The organism is Shewanella sp. T24-MNA-CIBAN-0130, assembly GCF_040310185.1.
Classification (GTDB): Bacteria; Pseudomonadota; Gammaproteobacteria; order Enterobacterales; family Shewanellaceae; genus Shewanella; species Shewanella psychromarinicola.
The window spans coordinates 90,461-111,049 of the sequence record NZ_JBEOPP010000010.1 but is presented as its reverse complement, the minus strand read 5'-3'; the positions used below and the strand labels follow the sequence as shown (position 1 = coordinate 111,049).

Annotated in this window: 11 protein-coding genes and 1 pseudogene; 7 read left to right on the top strand and 5 right to left on the bottom strand. The window is 41.9% G+C overall.

Annotated elements, in window-relative coordinates:
• Window positions 1–284 precede the first annotated feature (284 nt).
• Window positions 285–1,973, top strand: a pseudogene (locus tag AAEZ02_RS06515) (putative bifunctional diguanylate cyclase/phosphodiesterase); the annotation flags it as partial.
• Window positions 1,974–2,498: 525 nt separating this feature from the next.
• Here AAEZ02_RS06515 and AAEZ02_RS06510 read toward each other — a convergent pair.
• Both AAEZ02_RS06510 and AAEZ02_RS06505 read right to left on the bottom strand, forming a co-directional pair.
• A complete protein-coding gene (locus AAEZ02_RS06510) occupies window positions 2,499–5,744 on the bottom strand; it encodes a PAS domain S-box protein (protein WP_351122338.1) in 3,246 nt (1,081 codons plus the stop codon).
• Window positions 5,745–5,886: 142 nt separating this feature from the next.
• The gene (locus tag AAEZ02_RS06505; protein ID WP_351122335.1) at window positions 5,887–7,836 is read right to left on the bottom strand and encodes a methyl-accepting chemotaxis protein; all 1,950 of its coding nucleotides are present in this window, start codon (window positions 7,834–7,836) and stop codon (window positions 5,887–5,889) included.
• 702 nt (window positions 7,837–8,538) lie between these two features.
• Between AAEZ02_RS06505 and AAEZ02_RS06500 the strand changes: the two genes are divergently transcribed.
• The 4 genes from AAEZ02_RS06500 to AAEZ02_RS06485 all read left to right on the top strand — a co-directional run bounded on the left by AAEZ02_RS06500 (window position 8,539) and on the right by AAEZ02_RS06485 (window position 14,355).
• A complete protein-coding gene (locus tag AAEZ02_RS06500) occupies window positions 8,539–9,141 on the top strand; it encodes a hypothetical protein (protein ID WP_124013118.1) in 603 nt (200 codons plus the stop codon).
• 112 nt (window positions 9,142–9,253) lie between these two features.
• On the top strand, window positions 9,254–9,841 hold the full coding sequence (locus tag AAEZ02_RS06495; protein ID WP_124013117.1) for a class I SAM-dependent DNA methyltransferase: 588 nt from the start codon (window positions 9,254–9,256) through the stop codon (window positions 9,839–9,841).
• A 10-nt stretch (window positions 9,842–9,851) separates the two neighbouring features.
• Window positions 9,852–12,752 (top strand): DEAD/DEAH box helicase family protein, encoded by a 2,901-nt coding sequence (locus AAEZ02_RS06490; protein WP_351122330.1) that lies wholly within the window; start codon window positions 9,852–9,854, stop codon window positions 12,750–12,752.
• 307 nt (window positions 12,753–13,059) lie between these two features.
• Entirely contained in the window at window positions 13,060–14,355 is a 1,296-nt protein-coding gene (locus AAEZ02_RS06485) for a Xaa-Pro dipeptidase (protein WP_124013115.1), read from the top strand.
• A 393-nt stretch (window positions 14,356–14,748) separates the two neighbouring features.
• On the opposite strand, the gene AAEZ02_RS06480 is transcribed toward AAEZ02_RS06485, so the two are convergent.
• Window positions 14,749–15,660, bottom strand: coding sequence for an LPD1 domain-containing protein (locus tag AAEZ02_RS06480; RefSeq protein ID WP_351122327.1), 912 nt, complete (start codon window positions 15,658–15,660; stop codon window positions 14,749–14,751).
• Between the two features lie 824 nt (window positions 15,661–16,484).
• On the opposite strand from AAEZ02_RS06480, the gene AAEZ02_RS06475 reads away from it, so the two are divergent.
• Entirely contained in the window at window positions 16,485–16,937 is a 453-nt protein-coding gene (locus AAEZ02_RS06475) for a DUF302 domain-containing protein (protein WP_124013113.1), read from the top strand.
• A gap of 383 nt (window positions 16,938–17,320) precedes the next feature.
• Window positions 17,321–18,028, top strand: a complete 708-nt coding sequence (locus tag AAEZ02_RS06470; protein ID WP_124013112.1) for an SDR family oxidoreductase — start codon at window positions 17,321–17,323, stop codon at window positions 18,026–18,028.
• 440 nt (window positions 18,029–18,468) lie between these two features.
• Here the strand turns inward: AAEZ02_RS06470 and AAEZ02_RS06465 are convergent, their stop codons facing one another.
• Together AAEZ02_RS06465 and AAEZ02_RS06460 are read right to left on the bottom strand one after the other, a co-directional pair.
• Complete coding sequence (locus AAEZ02_RS06465) at window positions 18,469–19,386, bottom strand: LysR family transcriptional regulator (protein ID WP_124013111.1); 918 nt, start codon at window positions 19,384–19,386, stop codon at window positions 18,469–18,471.
• Between the two features lie 75 nt (window positions 19,387–19,461).
• Window positions 19,462–20,562: a putative porin gene (locus AAEZ02_RS06460; RefSeq protein WP_124013110.1), complete on the bottom strand. Its 1,101-nt coding sequence runs from the start codon at window positions 20,560–20,562 to the stop codon at window positions 19,462–19,464.
• Window positions 20,563–20,589 lie beyond the last annotated feature (27 nt).

The window sequence follows — 20,589 nt, the reverse complement described above, 5'->3', positions numbered from 1 at the left end:
AAAACAAAGAAAAGGATAAGCGAGCAGACGAGTTAGCTCTTGCCAACGCAGACAAAGAAAAACGCGCCAATGAGTTAACTATTGCCAACATAGAACTTGCCTTTCAAAACAAAGAAAAGGATAAGCGAGCAGACGAGTTAGCTCTTGCCAACGCAGACAAAGAAAAACGCGCCAATGAGTTAGCTATTGCCAACATAGAACTTGCCTTTCAAAACAAAGAAAAGGATAAGCGAGCAGACGAGTTAATTCTTGCCAACGCAGACAAAGAAAAGCGCGCCAATGAGTTAGTGCTTGCCGCCAAGGTATTCACTCACGCCCGAGAAGGCATTATGATTACTGATGCTAAAGCTAGCATTATCGAAGTCAACGACACATTCACATCCATCACAGGTTATTGCCGCGAAGAGGCTATTGGACAAACCCCTCGCATTCTCCAATCTGGACGTCAATCACCTGAGTTTTACGCTAATATGTGGCAAACCTTACTCACAGAAGGTTACTGGTATGGCGAAGTTTGGAATCGCCGTAAAAATAACGAAGTGTATGCTGTATTACAAACAATTAGTGCAGTACGTGATGTACACGGTATTACGACCCATTATGTATCCTTAGCTACCGACATCACCCCGATGAAAGCGCATCAAGACGAATTAGAGCATATTCCCCATTACGACGTGCTGACCAATCTGCCAAATCGTGTTTTACTATCAGACCGATTATCTCAAGCCATGTTGCAATGCCGTCGTCACGCGCAGTCTCTCGCTGTCGTATTCCTAGATTTAGATGGTTTTAAAACAGTAAATGATACCTATGGGCATGATATGGGGGATGAACTACTTATTGCACTCTCAGTCCGTATGAAAGAGGCGCTACGTGAAAGTGATAGCTTAGGCCGTATTGGCGGTGATGAATTTGTGGCGGTATTAGCCAATTTAATTAAAGTCGAAGATTGTGAGCCTGTATTAGAGCGATTATTATTGGCAGCGTCAGATCCTGTCACCGTGGGTGGTGTAATATTTAATATATCAGCCAGTATTGGCGTCACCCTCTATCCGCGAGATGATGTGGATGCAGACCTACTTATGAGGCATGCCGATCAAGCTATGTATATGGCTAAAGAATCCGGTAAGAATTGTTATCATTTATTTGATACAGCTCAAGATGATGCGATTAAAGTGCAACGGGAAAGTCTAGAAGCTATTCGCTGCGCATTAGATAATCATCAATTCGTACTCTATTATCAGCCTAAAGTTAATATGATGAGAGGAACTGTGGTGGGGGTCGAGGCGCTTATTCGTTGGCAACATCCAGAGCGAGGAATATTAAATCCAATCGAGTTTTTGCCTGTCATTGAAAATCACACCATGATGATTGAAATAGGTGAATGGGTTATTGATACCGCATTGACACAAATCAGCCAATGGCAAGCAATGGGGGTTAATCTCATGGTAAGCACTAGCGTGAACATTGCGGCTGTACATTTACAGCAGCCTGACTTTACACAGAGGCTAACGACTCTGCTAGCAGCCCACCCCAATGTTGAGCCGCGCTATTTAGAGCTAGAGGTGTTAGAAACAAGTGCCTTAGAGGATGTGCATCATATCTCAACCATCATGAATGACTGCATGAACCTCGGCGTAAATTTTGCTTTAGATGATTTTGGCACAGGCTATTCGTCCCTGACTTACCTTAGACGATTACCTGCCAGCTTGATTAAGATAGACCAGAGTTTTGTGAGAGACATGTTGAGTAACGCTGATGATTTAGCCATTGTTGAAGGCGTGATAGCCTTAGCTAAATCATTCAAACGTGACGTGATTGCTGAAGGCGTTGAAACGATTGAACACGGCACCGCACTATTACAACTAGGCTGTGAATTAGCACAAGGTTATGGTATTGCCAAACCAATGCCTGCCAGTGATATTCCTGCGTGGATAAGTGACTGGAAGCCCGATGCTAGTTGGCTAAGCTGAATAAACAGTAGGACTACTTGAAACCCATCCAACGACTTAACAAGTGGGGTCAGTAACAAGTGGGGTAAGTGTAACCTTTTTTTTTAACTTTCTTCTCCGCCCTTAATTTGACATTCTAAAAGTATCTCGTTTTCCAAAATTGGCACAATAACGATATTTCTTCAGCTATTACTGAAAGTGTTAGTACATATCACATTGGCATGCGTTCCCTAATACAAACCGTCACTTTACGAGCGTTAACTCAAACACGTTTATGTTGGTGCTAGTTCTTGTCGCACGCCCCTAAATGAGTAAACCCCCTTTAGTTTTTTATCTTGTCTACTGTCTGTTTAATCGTCTTTTTTGGTCATCGGAAGTTGTGGTCAGTGCCCCAGGCAACAATATGTCAATCTACGCCGAGAGGCCAAGTATAGGTTATTTACTCGTGGTTTTACTTGATACAGTGCTGTTTCTGCACGGTATCAAGTCCGAAATGTCCTGATTGTTATCTCATAATTCGCACTGACCCACACTAATTTGCGGAGACTAATTTGCGGAGACTAATTTAGGATGGCAAAACTGTCGCCACGCAACATCTGGCTGCCAGTTTGCCGCCCACTGAGGAACATCTTTAGCCATCATCGGCCTCGCAATCCCATACCCCTGTGCCAATTCACAGCCTAATTGCAATAATGCAACACCATGGGCGATGGTTTCTACTCCCTCGGCAATAACGTCACGCTTAAATGTCTTGCCCAATACCACCACGCTCTCGACAATCGACAAGTCATCGGAGTCAATCAACATATCACACACAAAGGTCTGGTCTATCTTAATCAAACTCGCGGGCAAACGCCTGAGGTGACTCAATGAAGAGTAACCCGTACCAAAATCATCTAATGCAAAATTAACCCCCAGCTTAATACAGGCGTGCATGGTCTCAGAAACCTGCAACAAATCACCTATTGCACTCGTTTCAAGGACTTCTAATTCTAAAGCGCTAGGATCAATCTCGGGGAATGCGGCCAATAACTCAGCCAAACGAGTGGCAAAATCATCACTCTGTAATTGAATTGCGCTAATGTTGACACTGACGGCAATATTCAACCCCAGCGTTTGCCACGCCTTAATTTGACTCAGTGCGGTACCAATGACCCATTCGCCTAGCGCGATACTGAGAACATGATCCTCAATGACAGGCAAAAACTCGTTAGGGCCGATTAAACCACGCTCGGGGCATTGCCAACGAATTAATGCTTCAACGCCAATCATTTCCCCTGTTTTCATATTGACCTTAGGTTGGTAATAAAGTAAAAACTCATTCCCATCCAATGCCTTACGTATGCGCTCCAATTCTCCATGTTGATTAACTATTGCGGTATTATGTGCAGAATCAAACAAGCGATAGCGGTTCTTACCCTGTTGCTTTGCAACATACATGGCTTGATCGGCATGGCGTATGAGTTGATCTGCATCGACGTCATCTTGTGGATAAATTGAGACACCAATACTGGCAGATACTTCCAGTCTAACGCCCCCCACTACCACAGGATCCGATGCAGCCAGCAATAGCCGCTCTAAGATAGGCTCACAATCCGCCATTGTATGTATATTTTCAATCACAGCGACAAACTCATCCCCGCCTATACGAGCCAGCGTATCTTCATTACGTAGGGCTTCCTTCATGCGAGATGAGACCACAATTAATAATTCATCACCAACGATATGACCGTAGGTATCATTAATTTTTTTGAATCTATCCAAATCAACAAAGGCGACCACTAATAATGACTGTTGACGTTGGCTGTGCTTCATTGACTGGGTTAGACGGTCTGCCAATAATGTACGATTAGGTAAGTTTGTTAACATATCATAATGAGCAATACGTTCTAATTGTCCCTGATGCTCTTTAATCGCAGTAATATCGTTAAATAGGGCAACGTAGTTTTGCACCACGCCAATATCATCGAGTACCGAGCTTATGGTAAGTATCTGCGGATAAACCTCACCATTTTTACGCATGTTCCAGACCTCCCCCGTCCAATAACCTTTTTGTTGCAACGTGGCCCACATTTCTTTATAGAACTCTGGTAAATGAAGTCCCGATTTTAGCATTCGCGGATTTTGTCCTATCACATCACTGAGTTCGTAGCCGGTAATATCACTAAAAGCATCATTAACGTCTATGATGACACCTTTGGTATCAGTGATGATGATACCTTCTCTGGCGTAGGTAAATACGCTGGCGGCAAGTTTGCGCGCGTCTTCAGATTGCTTACTCTTGGTGATGTCTTGATGTAGGCCTGACATTCGCACCGCCTTGCCATCTTTCGTCCACTCAACTACCCGCCCACGATCGAGGATCCAGACCCAGCTGCCGTCCTTGTGCTGCATCCGAAACTCACATTCGTAAGTATCTGTCTCATTCGTGAAACAACGCTTTAGCAATTCATTGGTATTATGTATATCATCGGGATGAACTCGTTTCTCCCAAGTGTTGTTGTCAATGGGTTCAAGCTCTTTAAGACTGTAACCCAACATCTCGGCCCAGCGTTGATTGTACGAGGCTTTCCCTGTCTGTACATTCCATTCCCAGGTGCCAATATTGGCGCCCCAAATCACTTCAGCATAACGTTGGCTTTGCTCCCGAAATTTCTTCTCGGTCTCTTCCAAAGCTATTTGGGTACGCCTATTTTCGGTAACATCTTGGATTAATGATGTCACCCCGATGACCTCACCGTGCTCACTGACAAGCGGAGTATTGTGCCATTCACAGATGATGGTCCGGCCATCTTTGGTCTTGTTCTTATTAATACTGATGGAGTCTTTATTGCTTTTTAACAATGACTTAATAACATTTTCGATATCATTTCTACCTTCATCAGGCACCAAGAGGTCTAATAGACAATGCCCCCTGACTTCGTCGGCGGAGTAGCCGAATATGGCTTCGGCTGATTTGTTTATCTCAATACAATTTGAGTTTATATCCCGTGAAATGTACCCGAGCGGCGTATTCTGAATATGGTGCGACAGTGCCGCCTGATTCGCCTGTAATTTCATCGCGGTCTTGTTGCGGTCGGTGACATCGCGAATGAAGCCCATATAGCCCTGAATTTGGCCATCAACATCTTTAATCATAATTCGACTGGTTTCGCCAACAACGATCCCGCCGTCCTTGTGGCGGTAATTAGCTTCATAAGGTTTGAGTTTCTCACCAGCAGCGAGATTAAAATACATTAGACCTTGTCGCTCATATTCTTCATTGCTTGCGTAAATAATCGATACGTTTTTTCCCACAAGCTCATCAGAGCAATACCCTAACAAAAGTTCCATTCCCTGATTTATCGATATAATTCGGCGCTCTGGGTCTGCGAAAATAAAGCCGTCGGTAACACAATTAGAAATTGAGCTGAACAACCTTTCGTTATTAACGGATGCTGTTTTCGCTTTATCAAGAGCGCGCAATGTTTGTTCACGTTCAGCCAGTTTGCTTGGTAACCAACGCTTGAGGAGAAGCCAGATGACCAGCAAGCCAGCAGCAACATTGATTAATTGGGGAATAATGAGCCAAGAGGGTTGCGACAACAGCTCGTTGATAGCTTTTGGGATCAGCCCGTACAGTGAGGTAAAATACAACCCTAAATAGACACTTTCAATGATGGTCCTGACGGCATCAATGCCAAGGATAATGAGGAGAACGGCAACCGCTCCGCCAACAGACCCATCAAGGGTTGTTAATTGTCTACGTTTTAGCAGACAAATGCCGATAATAACCAACCATAAGGTGGTCAATATCCAATATGATATCGGTGTGATAATGTCAAAAATATCAATTTCCTCTTACTAATTGACTTGCAGGCAATCAGACTAAGAATGGTTAAGAAAGATAAATAAGCGCATCACAGAGACGCGCTTATTTATCAATAAATCATAGTTAAATCTTAAATTGATCGACCAATTCTTTTAGCTGTTCAGATAAAAGTGCAATCTCACCAGCAGAGGCTCTTGTCTGGTTTGCAGCTACCGCATTTTCTTCGGCAATATGCTTTACATTAATCACATTTTCATTAATGCTTTCTGCAACAGAGCTTTGCTGCTCGGATGCACTTGCAATCTGAATATTCATGTCATTAATCACACTGATAGCCTGAGTAATGGCCTGTAATGCACGCCCCGTTTCATTGGCTTGATCCACACTCTCTGCCGCTTGAGTTCTCCCTTGGGTCATTACCGCTACCGTGCTTTGGGTTCCTGCCTGAAGCTGCTCAATCATATTTTGGATTTCTTGGGTAGACCCTTGGGTTCTCTGAGCAAGTGAGCGAACTTCGTCGGCCACGACGGCAAAGCCGCGTCCATGCTCACCAGCACGGGCAGCTTCAATTGCAGCATTGAGTGCCAGTAAATTAGTCTGGTCGGCAATCCCTCGAATAACATCTAAGATTTTAACAATATTAAGGGTTGCGTCTTCGACTTCACCTAGCTTCTCAGAAGACTCATTAACCCTGTCAGCAAGGGTATTGATTGCTAAAATCGTTTTTTCAACCACCTGGCTACCACTACTCGCGTCATTGTCTGCTTGATTAGCCGCACCAGCCGCATTACTAGCATTACTAGCAACATCATTAACCGTCGCAGCCATTTCGTTCATTGCGGTTGCAACCAAATCTGTTTCAGTCTGCTGGTTTACCACCCCTTGGCTTGACTGCTCTGTCACCACCGCCAACTCTTGTGAGGCGGATGCAAGCTCAATACTGGCGCCTGATATGGTCGCAATAATATTTCTCAGGTTAGTGGCTGTCCCTTGAATGGATGCGAGTAACTGCCCAGTTTCATCGCGGCTTGAACTTGTTACTTCGATGGTTAAGTCGCCCTTTGCCAGTAGATTAGCGGCCTTAACTGCCTGACTTATTGGACGAGTAATGGCGATAGTCAACAAATACGCCGCAATGGAGCCCATAAGAATGGCAACAAAAGACAGAATCAGAGTGAGGTTAATACTGTCATTAGTATTTGTTTTTATCTCAGAGCCCAATATATCTTGCTCTGCCATAACAGACAGTTTTACGTCGTCTACACTTTTCGCCACCTGCGGGCCAATTTTTTTCAGTGTATTATTAATGAGTTCGTTTTTGTCTTTTATAAGCTGATGAATATCATTAAGGCCTCGTAAATATTTCTGATGCGCCGTTAAAAATTGAGATAATAGTGATTTATGAGTAGGATTTGATAAGTATTGTTTTAGCTCGGTTGCTTCTTCTACCAGTTTAGTGTCCATCGAGTTGATAGCTACACCATAATCTTGCTGAGTATTAGACTTCAGAAACTTGACAACGTACAAGCGTCCAAATAACAATTTCTCTTGAACATGGGAGGCGTTATAAACGGTTTTGGCATCATTATCATCATAGGCCGACTTAATTATTGCAGCGATAGCCTCTCCCATCACCTCTCCCTGAGGCACGAGTTGGTCATTAAGTATGCTGTTTTGTTGTTCCGTTAATGATACGACGCTAGAAAAAGCATTTTTATACTTGGTTATCGATGTCTCAAGGCTCTTTATAATTTGCGCACGTTCTGGTTGTTGGATTTCCTTTCTACTCTTAACCAAGAAGGTATCCATTTTATCAAGGTAGGCTTTATATTGGGTTAAATTATTGTCATTTTGAGTGTCGAGATAGCCCAACACATTCATCCGAACCATTAACATATTCGCCTGCAAGCGCCCTGAAAAATTGGTTTCTCTCGCGAGACCTTCGTATCGAGTGATCCCTTCATCCGCTTTTTCAAGTGCGATAATACCCACACCGAGTACTACCGAAAGAAGGGCTAAAACCACAAAAAAACTTAAGCCTATTTTTAATCCTAATCGTAAATCCTTTAACATATATTCGCCTAGCAACAAGAAATTGTAAGTTAACGCCCCACTTTACCGAGTAACGTTCTGTTTATAAATCAATGAGTTACTATAACATCTTAGATATTTTGATTTATCGGGTTTGATCACGTTGCATGATAGTGATGTTAAAATTGTGATCAATATTTAACCTTTCACTTGTTAACGTTATTTTGCAAAAGTTCATTTTTGATAACAGAAACGACAATCGCAATCGTAGCGGCAGCAGGCAGCACATGTGAGTTGATACAACTTCATTTACCGTTCAAAGAGCTGTTTGATAACGGTTTATCATCTTGCGTTAAGGTTAAATAATCTGAAATCTCCATAAGAATTGAACTAAAAACCCAATCGCGACCGGACCGATTATCAACACCCACTATTAACAACTAGCAACAACTATCATCAACCCCATAGATTGTCCTCTAACGCTTTAGTGCTAAGCCTTTTATGTTCAAAAATGAGTTTGAACACCTCATTCTTTTACTGATCACATCGATAAATCCGTTACGAGCCTCTATTCTGCGTTTTTCAGACTTATAGCATTTAGCGATGGCAGCCGGACACTGCTGATTATGTTCATTCTCAATCACAATTTCATAGGTTTATCATCGTGATTAGCAGTTCAATCTAGTCAGCGTAATCAATACACGGTATTGTTACCCCCAATTGAACACAGATAATGGATGATGATTGTTTACCTATAATATCAATGGCAAAGCGAGCCGCTATTTTACCTACGCAGCGTTAATAAACTGCGGTTCAACGGCTATCGAACATCAAATTGAAAATCTGCCATTGCAACCAGACACTTGGCGCGCCCTCAGTTTACTAGCCACCCAAATACTTGACCCAATCGTCGATCAATTCGGGCCAATAGCGCTCACTTATGGTTTTTGTTCGCCAGAGCTGGTGAGAAAAATTGCTAAAAATCGCAATCCTCATATTGCGCCAAAGCTTGATCAACATTGCTCCCATGAACTCAATCAAAATAAAAAAATTATCTGCGACCGTTTAGGCGCAGCATGCGACTTCACCCTGCTCGACAGCCATAACGAGAACAATGACGGCAAACAAGTCGATATGCAGCAAGTCGCACTGTGGATTTGTGAAAATATTAAGTTTGATCGCCTATATTACTATGGCAAAGACCGATCTTTGCACATCAGCATTGGGCCGAAAATGAATCAGTTTATTCAAACCATGAAAACCAACGCCGACACCGGACATCGAGTACCGTCTAAAAAAGGACGTGGAGAAGTGGCTATAAAGGTGATTCAGCAAGTCGATTATTAAGTGCTTATTTGGGGTGCTAACAAAGCTTCCAAATTCAAAAAGTAAACTCTTGAGACAATCATAAACACAAGATTGCAGATAAACTTAAACAATATTAATCATAGGCTTATTCATGTCCACCATCGAATTTTACGACCAACATTCACAAGACTTTTTTGAATCAACCGTCAATGCAGATATGAGTGAATTGTACCAACCTTTTATACATCATCTCTCCTCTGGCAGCTGCATATTAGATGCGGGATGTGGTTCTGGCCGTGACAGTAAAGCATTTATTGGTTTGGGCTATAATGTGACCGCTATTGACGCCAGTGCCCAATTAGCCAAAGCCGCCTCAAAATACATTGGCCAGTCTGTCAGTGTTTGTCAGTTTGAGCAGCTTGAGCAGCAACCACGCTTTGCTGGCATTTGGGCTTGCGCTTCATTACTGCATGTTGCCGCCACAGACCTACCCAACACCTTTGCTATTTTGGCCAATACACTGGTAGATGGTGGCGTGTTTTATTGCTCGTTTAAATATGGCGATCAAGAGCGAAGTCATAATGGCCGTTTTTTTACCGATGCTGATGAGTCACGATTGCAGCAATGGTTACAACAAACAAATTTAGTCATTAACCAGACTTGGGTGACCGCAGATGTGCGCCCTGATCGTGAAAATGAAAAATGGCTCAATGCCATCTTAATCAAAGCAATAATGTAGAGATACAACAATGAAGTTAGCAGAAGGACCTGTATTAACCAGCGGTGGCTTGGATGACCCTTTTTTACCCAAGTTACAACAAGCAATCAACCGCGCAACCAGTATTGAAATGTCGGTTTCGTTCATTCAGCAATCGGGTCTAGATTTAATTTTTGATGCCTTATCCGATGCGCTAGAGCGCAATGCCAGCATTTCAATTGTCACTTCTGACTATCTTTTGATTACCGATCCGGTTGCCCTACGCCATTTAATGATTTTGCAATCTCGCGGCGCTAAAACCAAAATATTTGCCTGCAAAAATCATCAAAGCTTTCACATGAAAACCTATATTTTTGTCCAGCAACAAACAGGACAGACAGATGTAGGGTGTGCCTTCATTGGATCAAATAACATCAGTAAAGCGGCATTTACCCACGCATTTGAATGGTGCTTGCGCCACGATTTATTACCGGATCAAGATCCTAAAGAATTTAGCTATATCCGTGAGCAGTTTTTACAAATTTTTAATCATTCGCAGGCAATCGATCTTAGTAATGCATTCATCAACGACTATGCCCAAAAGCGTAAATTATTTAAACCACCCTTATCGATTGTTCATGAAACAGAGCCAGAAGAACCAGTACCTAATTCGGCCCAAGAACAAGCTTTAATCGCATTAGCGGATACCCGTTTAGCTAAGCAATCCAAGGGACTGGTTGTATTAGCCACGGGCATGGGTAAAACATGGTTAGCTGCATTTGATGTTCAGCAATTTAACGCAAAAAAGGTGTTGTTTGTCGCCCACCGCGAAGAAATATTACTCCAAGCAGAGCGCACTTTTAAAACCTTGTTGCCTAATATGGTGAGCGGTCATTTTAATGCGACAACCAAAGTCATTGATGCGGACATTGTATTTGCATCGATTCAAACATTAGGCAAACCGGAATATCTTAATAAACTAGATCAAGCTCACTTCGACTACGTCATTGTTGATGAGTTTCATCATGCTGGCGCCGTCAGTTATCGGTTATTACTCAACCACTTTACGCCGCAGTTTTTACTCGGTTTAACCGCCACGCCAGAGCGTACCGATCAAGCTGATATTCTATCGTTATGTGATAATAATTTGGTGTTTGAAAAAAACATAATCGACGGAATTGAATCGGGTATTTTGGTACCGTTTCATTACCAAGGTATTAAAGACGAAACGGTCGATTACCGAGAGTTGCCATGGCGCAATGGTAAGTTTGATCCGCAACAATTAATGAATCAGTTTGCTACACAAAAGCGCGCTAAACACGTGTTTGGTCATTGGCAAACACACAAGCAGCAACGCACCTTGGCATTTTGCGTCTCTAAAGCTCATGCCGACTTTATGGCGAAGTGGTTTTCTACCCGTGGTATTAAAGCCGTGTCGGTGCATAGCGGCTCAGAAGTTAGACGCGGCGGAGCGCTTGGCCAATTAAACTCGGGAGAAATAGAGGTGATATTTTCAGTCGATTTATTTAATGAAGGTACTGATTTACCCTCAATCGATACTATATTAATTTTACGCCCTACCGAGTCTAAAATACTGTTTTTACAACAATTAGGTCGTGGATTACGCACATCACCCGAAACCAATAAAACCTTTGTGTCTGTTATCGATTTTATTGGTAATCACATCAGCTTTTTAAATCGTCCAATGGCGTTATTACAAACAGCAAATGCCAATGAAGCGATTAAGCGTCTTAACAATCCTGAAATCGATTCTAAGTGCTTAATCAATATCGATCCCGAATTGGTCGACTTTTGGCAACAGTTAAAACTTGATTACACCAAAGCAGATCAACAATACCAATTACTCAAAGATGATTTAGGTCACCGCCCTACTGCCACCGAGTTTTATCACAGTGGTTATGTTTGGAGTAAAATGACCAAGCAAAATGATAGTTGGTTTGAATTGGTATTGAGCCAAGAACGTGAAGACAAAACATTACTTTCGTTAACGCCATATTTGATATTTCTGAGTAGAGGGGTTGAAAAAGCCACAATGAGCAAGTGCTTTAAAGCCATTTTACTTGAGGCTTTCATCGAACTAGACGGCTTAAGCACACCGCCTAGTATTGACTCGCTGTGTGTCAAAAGTTGGCAAGTATTTAAACGTTATCCTAAATTGTGGACCCAAGATGTTAAAGCTGATTTACAGCAAATTAATGCTCAGTCTCCTCAGTGGCGTAAGTATTGGTTAGACAATCCAATTACGTTTTTATGTAAACAGGATAAGTCTGATATTCAATCTTGGTTTGTGGTTCAAAATGATTGTTTACACGCTAATGTGGATATTGCTGTTGAGGATATTGAAACCGTCACTCGTAGTATGAGTGAGTTGAGCCAATTACTACTCGCACGTTATAGCCAGCGCTTAACCAAAACCAAAACCAAAATGAATACCGTAGAATCGACTAATAACAATCAGGATTCTGTAGTTGCTATTACCAAAGATGTTACAAAAGACGCGCAACCATCACTCAACTTTTATCCGGATTTAAAAATCGCTTGTGGTCACTTTAAAACCGCAACAGATGACTACTTTGAGACCCGACAATTAAACGATAGCTTTAGTAGATTAGATCCATCCATCTACTTTATCGCGCCAGCCAGTGGCAACTCTATGAATGGCGGTAAGAATCAAATTAGTGATGGTGATTTACTGTTATTAGAACGGGTTACACCTATCAATGCAGGTTCGATTACCGGACAAATTATGGCAATCGAAATCCAAGATACTGCAGGAGACAATCAATATTTACTGCGAAAAGTGACAAAGTTGGCTGATGGCCAATATCAACTAAACGCCAATAACCTTGATTATCCACCAATGACGGCCAATGAAACCATGAACACTTTTGCGCGCTTAAAGCAGGTACTGGATGAGTCTGACTTTGGTTAAATGATGGACACCTATAATGAAGCAACTCGAGCATGGCTTCATTATTCACCCTCATTATTGCTCGTGCAATTGCGCTAAAACAGCCCTTCATTACTATCTGCTAATACAAATTGATACACAAATTATTACGTGTAACGTTAACAAGTTGTTAATATGCTTTGTAAAATCGAGTATTTATCGCTCGTATGCTTTTTAAGCTATGTGCAAACAGACGTTTAAGCAGAGAAAGGGCTGGCTATTCCTAGTACGATGCAAAATAAACAATGTCGGCTCCTAACAATAACAACAAAGGATTTTAAAAATAGCCATGCCTCTAAAAATTAACAAGATTAATGCAATTCCACTCGCCCTTAGCCTAGTTTTAGGTACCACTTTTATGACTCCAGCGATTGCCCAAGACACGCTGATCTTAGCCGATGCTTATATCGACGTTGCTAAAGGTAAAAGTGTTAATGATGCTGCGATTATCGTATCAGACAATCAAATAATTAAGGTTACCACCGCTGCAAACATCACCAATAAAGCCGATTACAACTTGGTCGATCTCAAGGGTAAAACGCTGGTGCCTGGGGTAATGGATATGCACGTGCATTTATCTGGCGATGCTGAAGATAACTTTTTAGAGTCGATGAATTATTCAGTGCCAAGACAAACCGTTAAAGCGGTTAAAAATGCCCAGAAAACCTTACTTGCAGGCTTTACCACAGTGCGAGACTTAGGCGCATCGGGTTATTCCGTCATTGCTACTCGCGATGGAATAGATGCTGGCGAAATTCCTGGGCCACGCATTTGGGCTGTAGGACATGCAATTGGCATTACCGGCGGACATTGCGATGATAACTTCCCCGCACCAGAAGCCCACGCTAAAGCTCAAGGTGTTGCCGACGGCCCTTGGGAAGTACGCACTAAAGTACGTGAAAACATTAAATATGGTGCCAATGCGATTAAAGTCTGTGCTACTGGCGGGGTATTTTCTAAAGGCACCCAAGTTGGCGCCCAGCAAATGACCTATGAAGAGCTCAAATCTGCAGTGGATGAAGCCCATCTGCGCGGCCTTGTTATCGCCGCACATGCCCATGGTACTAGCGGCATTAAAGATGCGATACGCGCGGGTATCGACAGCATTGAACATTGTAGTTTTATGGATGATGAAGCCATTAACATGGCATTGAAAGCGGGCACTTATTTGTCTTGCGATATTTACAACACTGAATACACCCTCGCCTTTGGCGCGGCCAATGGCGTACCAGAAGCCAATATCAATAAAGAAAAACAAGTGTCACAAGCCCAGCGTGACAGCTTTAGAAAAGCCGTTAAGGCCGGCGCCAAGATGGTGTTTGGTTCAGATGCGGCTATTTATCCCCATGGAGACAATGGTAAACAGTTTTCACGCATGGTGACCTTTGGTATGACGCCTATTCAAGCCCTGCAGGCCGCGACGGTAAATAGTGCCGCACTGCTAAAACAAGATAATGTAGGCCAGATCAAAGCGGGTTTCTTGGCCGACATTATCGCCGTAGACGGCAATCCGCTGGATAACATCAGCTTAATGGAAAACGTCACCTTTGTGATGAAAGACGGCGTGGTTTATAAAAAACAGTAAACCATTAGCTAACAGGCCATTCTTTATAAACAATTATTTTGAGCAATTAATTTTGAATAATTAGTTTTGAGTAATGGGTTTTGAGTAATGGGTTATAAGCAAGCCATTAACGTTATTCTTCAAGGTAGATATAAGCTATTTATTATGGGTCGTTAGCAATAAGCTTCAATACCTTTACCAATCTAAAACGCCAAGGCCTAGCTATTAAGCTGGGCCTTTTTTATTATCTAAACTTGATGTGTAGTTGCACGATCTCATGACAGTGATCATTTAGTTCAGTGCTTATCTAGCTCAAGGCTATTGGATTCAAGACTATACATTCAACTCTGGGCTATTTATCTCGTTCAAGGTCTTTTCTCTCATTCGAGACTGTGCATTCAACTCTGGGCTGATTTACCCGTTCTGCTTATCAAACGCTATTCCCAAAGGTTCAAAATATGCCAATAGGGCTTGGTAAATCTCAGCACAATGTTGTGCGTCTGGATAAGCGCCGTGTTTGGCTAAGGGGGAGTTGATAGTGCTGTTGACTAAGTAAGGGTTAGCTATATCGGCATTGGCTTGTGAATACATTTCAATACTAGCTTCAAAGGCGCGAGCCATCATTTCGGTAGGTTTAGCAAAATATTGGCTGCGTTGCAGTTTATCTAATGCGATTGAGCGCCGCACGTACTCATGTGGTAAGGAAGCATGTGATGAGGATACATCTGGTAAAGAAGCATCGAGTAAAGAACCGTGTGGCTCTTGGCTGCTGGCATTCAAAAAGGTGATTTCGAATAATTTGGATAATTGCTGGTTAAGTGGATGAGCAATTAACGATTTGTCGGCAAGCCAATGATCGGTGGCACAAGCATATCGATTAGCAGCGCTCATGTAGGCATCTGGGCTCAACAGACTGTCATCAATAAACATTTTGTCGGCAATGTAATGATCGAACGCATGCCAAAATTCGTGGGCTAACGCCCCTGCTCCGGCATTTTTAGCTAAGGCTAGCTCACGATATGCTGGTGAATAATGTGCCTGAACCCCCTTTTGGCCACCATGACCAAAGGCAAAGCGTAAACTGCCACGTAAGCCAATGAGCTCAGGTGGCACGCCTAGAATATTGGCTAAGTCGGCTAACGAATCAAAAATTAGATTTGCCGCAAGCGCAGACTCTTCTCGATTAACCCATTTACCGACACGGATATGCTGCAAACCAAAGGTATGCTTGATGTCGAGAAAACTGACCGAATCGCTATTACGATAGTCAGGCCCTATACGTTCAAAATGACGTTGATGATTAAGCAAAGAATGATGTGAAGCCAAACATACCTCGAAGTAAAACAAAAAAAGCATGCTGAGTTTACAACATGTGCATACCATGTCTATAGCGTAAACATGCCGAAAAGCGGTCTAAAGAGCAGTCCAAATGACGGCACTATACTCACCTTAACCAAAAGGCTTAGCCTCACATAATAATCGAATAAATATTCTTGTTTATGCAAAAATAAAAGTCTTACCCGGCACAGATTTTTAACTTCCATTCATTTAAATGCATATTTACGCATTGTTGCGTGAAACTGTTTAAATAAAAACCAATATATAATCAGTAGGTTAATTTATTGGTGCATATTACGTCCACCAGCACTAGATGGATCGTATACATTACGTCTCTTCATTACGTCTCTACATTACGACTCTACATTACGACTCTTTATTGCGACTCTTTATTGCGATAGCCTAAAGAGTAAACAATAGTATTGGGGGGGCACTTAAGTATCACTAATTGAATTCCTATTTAAGCCTGTTCGCAGTACGATGGTTTAAATTTAATTTTTTATGGCGGATTTATGATTTATACCACGGCAGAAACTATTCCTGGCCGGGACGTTATGGATGGTTCGTCCAAAATAATGACTTTGGGTACTGCTGTTAAATTAGGGACGCGCTGATAAAGTGGCCTGAAACTTAACTCATAACTTAACTCATAACTTAGCTCATAACTTAGCTCATAACTTAACTCATATTAATCGTGCTCGCGTAGAATAAATGCTGAGCTAAGAATTTATCACTATTTTTATAACGCTGCTTGTGCCCGCGTTTTATGCCGAAGTGCCACTATTCATCAAACATACCTAATAGGTGACTTTATGATTAGAAATATTTGCTTAGCCGTTGCCGTCTTATTCGCTTCGACTCATGCTTACGCGTTAGAGAGCCTTATCACTGTTGAAAGCCATTACTCGGCCAAAGAAACGGCAGATAGGTTTGAGACAATCATAAAAGATAAAGGGTTTACGGTTTTTTCCCGAATTGATCATCAAAAAAATGCCGCCGCAGTGAACTTAGCACTGAGGCCAACTGAAGTGATAATTTTCGGAAATCCTAACATCGGTACCCAATTGATGCAGTGTAACCAACTTGTCGCAATTGACTTGCCACAAAAGGTATTGATTAGCGAGGATGTTGATAACAAGGTTTGGCTGTCGTATAACAACCCGAAGTACATTAAACTGCGTCATAATATTGCCGGCTGCGATAAGGTTATCAACAAAATATCGGCTGCTCTCAATACATTAAGCATTGCTGCAACGTCCAAGTAGTTACTTCGCAGCTGGTCATTTGAGCTAAGTCGTTTGAACAAGTCGTTTGAACAAGTCGTTTGAGCAAGGTAGTTCACGCAAGTATGTTGAACGCCCATTTACAGCCACCAGCTTATGAATTCAGAGCAAGTATACGAGGAACAAGCAGAGCATGACAATGATCACTAAGCCATTGTGGTTGATCGTAATACTGCCGCATTGTTGGTATTACTCTATCTATCGCAGCACAGAATAAACATTTCGATTTACATCCACAATGGCACAACGACAAGATAATATTTATCAATATTTTACATCAATATTTTACATCAATATTTATCAGAAGAAGTTATCAGAAGAAGTTATCAGAAAATTAGATAAAACAATCGATTTAGAGGTTTTTAATGAATAGTGAAGTGGTATTAATCACCGGTGCGAATAGAGGCATTGGTCTAGCGTTAACAGAGCAATATCTTGTCAACGGTTGCAGCGTCATAGCAACCTGTAGAGATGACGCGACAAAGACTGATCTTATGTCGTTAAAGGCTCAGTTTACTGACAAATTATCCATTGAATCAATGGATATCACGAGCCCTGAAACAATCAATCGCTTAGCGAATAAGCTCCGTCAGCAAAATATAAGTCTCGATTTAATTGTTAATAATGCGGGCTTTTTAGATCGAGATAATTACAGTATCCATGCTATCGATTATGCTGACGCTGAAATGTGTTTTAAAGTGAATGCGCTCGGGCCATTATTTTTAACCCATTGTTTACTAACTCTATTGAATAAAACACGTTTGTGCAAAATAGCGATTATCTCGTCTTCTAAGGGATCGCTATCACAACCACAAGGTGTCGATTGGTATGGTTACCGAATGTCTAAAGCCGCAGCCAATATGCTAGCCATCAATTTATCGACAGAACTTGTTGATGATAATGTCGCGGTGGTCTCTGTTCATCCTGGCTGGGTGCAAACTGATATGGGCGGCAGCGCTGCACAGGTAAAGGTTAATGATTCCGCGCTTGGGATTATCAAAGTGATTAACAATTTATCTATTCACAATACCGGTCAGTTTTATGATGTTAGCGGTGAGCAACTGCCGTTCTAATCAGCCCGTCAATCCGTACAGCAAATCACTAACTGTTTTGTGGGCAATGCGTTTATACCTTGGTTCGAGATTTGGGCGTCTGTTAGTGTGCAAATATGGTGTGATGATGTTTATGTTACGCAAATAGCTAACAAATTGACCGATATACACCTAAACATTAGATAATGCGCATTGATGTTTGCCCGCGACTTGCATTAAAGGTTTAAATAGATAAGATATTGTTTTAACTTGTTTATCCTTGATATTGTTATGATGTCTGTATGTTAACCAGCATAGATTGGTAACATTAATTAAATCGACAGTTCATTATATTGACATTAACACAATCAAGATGTTGTTTATCTTTCCCTGCCGCATAGCGGCTTAATTCAACAAACCCTTAATGTTGACTGGTAACGCGTTGCATTGGTAATGCTTTGATAGCAAATCAATATTAAGGCTTATAGTAGGCTGGGTAACTCCTTTTTCAAAAATTCAATAAAGGATAACACCTTGATAGAGGAGCTTGTTCCGCGATAGCACACCGCACTGATTTCTCTTTTTTCATCAATTGTTTGATCTTTTAATACCTCAATTAACTTGCCGCTATTACGATCTGCTTTGGTCATAAAGTCAGTGATACACGCTATACCTGTGCCAGACAGGGTCATTTTTCTTAACACTTCACCACTAGAAGCTACAACACGGGGAGAAACCCGAAGGTTGTGGCTTTTACCATCTTCAATCGGCCATGTGTTAAGGATCGAGGGGCCTTCAAGACCGAGTAATATGTGATTGTTTAAATCTTCTATTGAGTTAGGAAAGCCATACTGACGAAGATACTCTGAGCTGGCCAATAAACGTCGTTTACTCGAGCCTATGTGAGTAACTTGATAGCTATTTTCAGTCAGTGGCGCGACGCGCAGCGCAATATCTACTTTCTTCTCAATAATATCAATTATCTCTTCGTTGTTTTGTAACTCAATATTGACCTGTGGATATTGGGTTAAATACTTCTTTAGAATGGGGCTGATGAGGTGAACTAATACCGGTGATGCACCATTAATCCGTAAGGTACCCGATGGCGTCGCACCATTAGATCTAAATTCATCCTCAATGTTGTTCACTGATGCGGTGATCTCTTTGGCGTGGGCGAGTAACTTCAGTCCATCCGCAGTAAATTCAATCTTTCTGGTGTTACGCATTATTAATGATGTACCGAGCTTAGTTTCTAATCTCGACAGGCTGCGGCTGATTGTTGACGGCATGACACCAATATCAACAGAGGCACAACTTATAGAACCTGAATTATAGACAGCTAATAAAATCCGCAGCTCGTCTAAGGTTACGTACTCATTCAACATCTTTTCTTTTGTCATCGGTGTAACCTATCGAGTATGTCTACCCTATCAAGTAATTAGGCCAATCGCATGGACTGGCCTATGTCTGTTATCTTAGAAGTAGTAGCCAAGATTGATGTTTACTTTTTTGTCCCAATCGCCAAAGGCATCTTGCAAGCCAACATGATTACTACGTGAAGACCAAAGCATGTTCTTGCCCACAATAAAATCGAACCAGGCAAAGAGTGGCCCGTTTGCAACACTGATACCGGTAACGTTCTGATAGCTATTATCGAAGTCGTCTTGCTCAGGCATCAATACGTTAAAGTCGTTGTAGATTTTTAAATCACCCCAAGCAGAGGTAAGCTTTCTGGATACATTGACGGTGACTGCAGAGGCTTCTGATGCAATCTCATAAGCTCCACCGCATACGCTCATTGCCACGGCATTTTGATCCGATGTGGCGGTATCAAATTGGTATTTCAGGTACTGAGCCTGCACATTCCACGCATCCATTGTACCGTCATAATGGACGGCATATGCATAACGATTGTCATTATTACCGGTAGCATTGTCGTACATTTGCCCATACTCAACCGATGCACCAATAGTAGATTTTATACCAAAAGTGTCAACAAAGAAGGATTGACGTAAGTTAACTTGATTTGACTCCTCTGCGGTGTACTCAGTGCCATTAATATTACCAGTGTAAAGATCGGCTGCAAACCGATTGGTTAATGATGCAGAGTTTTCAGCACCTTTGAAGAAAGCCACATCGGTGCGGTAACCATCGCCATCGTACTGAACAGAAAAACCTGCGTCGTAGTCATCCTCAAAGCCTACGTAATACTGTAAACTTAGCCAATAACTATTAGAAATATAGCCTATATTACCAAATGGAACCTTGGCGATACCCGCTCTAATCGTGGTGCTTTCATTAGGGCTGTAGTAAGCAAAACCATGTTTAATCGCATCAAAATCAGCTCTCAAGCGATATTCCATAGAGACACCAAAATCGTCTTTTTCGCCGTTAAACGAAATTGCAGCAACCTCAAATTTCATATCACCGAGTTTATCTTGAGATGCATCGTCATAGTCCACATAGACGTAATTTGCGCGCACCATGCCGCCAATATCATAATTATCTTCAGCGATAGCCGGGCTGCTTAACATTGTTGCGGTAGCAAGTAGGGTAAATATTTTTGTTTTGTTCATCGTTAATATTTCCATCAATAATGTTGA

Excerpts from the sequence above, each read along its gene's own strand:
- AAEZ02_RS06475 (WP_124013113.1), top strand. The coding sequence starts at position 16,485 with ATGATTAGAAATATTTGCTTAGCCGTTGCCGTCTTATTCGCTTCGACT.
- AAEZ02_RS06460 (WP_124013110.1), bottom strand. The coding sequence starts at position 20,562 with ATGAACAAAACAAAAATATTTACCCTACTTGCTACCGCAACAATGTTA.
- AAEZ02_RS06485 (WP_124013115.1), top strand. The coding sequence starts at position 13,060 with ATGCCTCTAAAAATTAACAAGATTAATGCAATTCCACTCGCCCTTAGC.
- AAEZ02_RS06490 (WP_351122330.1), top strand. The coding sequence starts at position 9,852 with ATGAAGTTAGCAGAAGGACCTGTATTAACCAGCGGTGGCTTGGATGAC.
- AAEZ02_RS06495 (WP_124013117.1), top strand. The coding sequence starts at position 9,254 with ATGTCCACCATCGAATTTTACGACCAACATTCACAAGACTTTTTTGAA.
- AAEZ02_RS06470 (WP_124013112.1), top strand. The coding sequence starts at position 17,321 with ATGAATAGTGAAGTGGTATTAATCACCGGTGCGAATAGAGGCATTGGT.
- AAEZ02_RS06505 (WP_351122335.1), bottom strand. The coding sequence starts at position 7,836 with ATGTTAAAGGATTTACGATTAGGATTAAAAATAGGCTTAAGTTTTTTT.
- AAEZ02_RS06465 (WP_124013111.1), bottom strand. The coding sequence starts at position 19,386 with ATGACAAAAGAAAAGATGTTGAATGAGTACGTAACCTTAGACGAGCTG.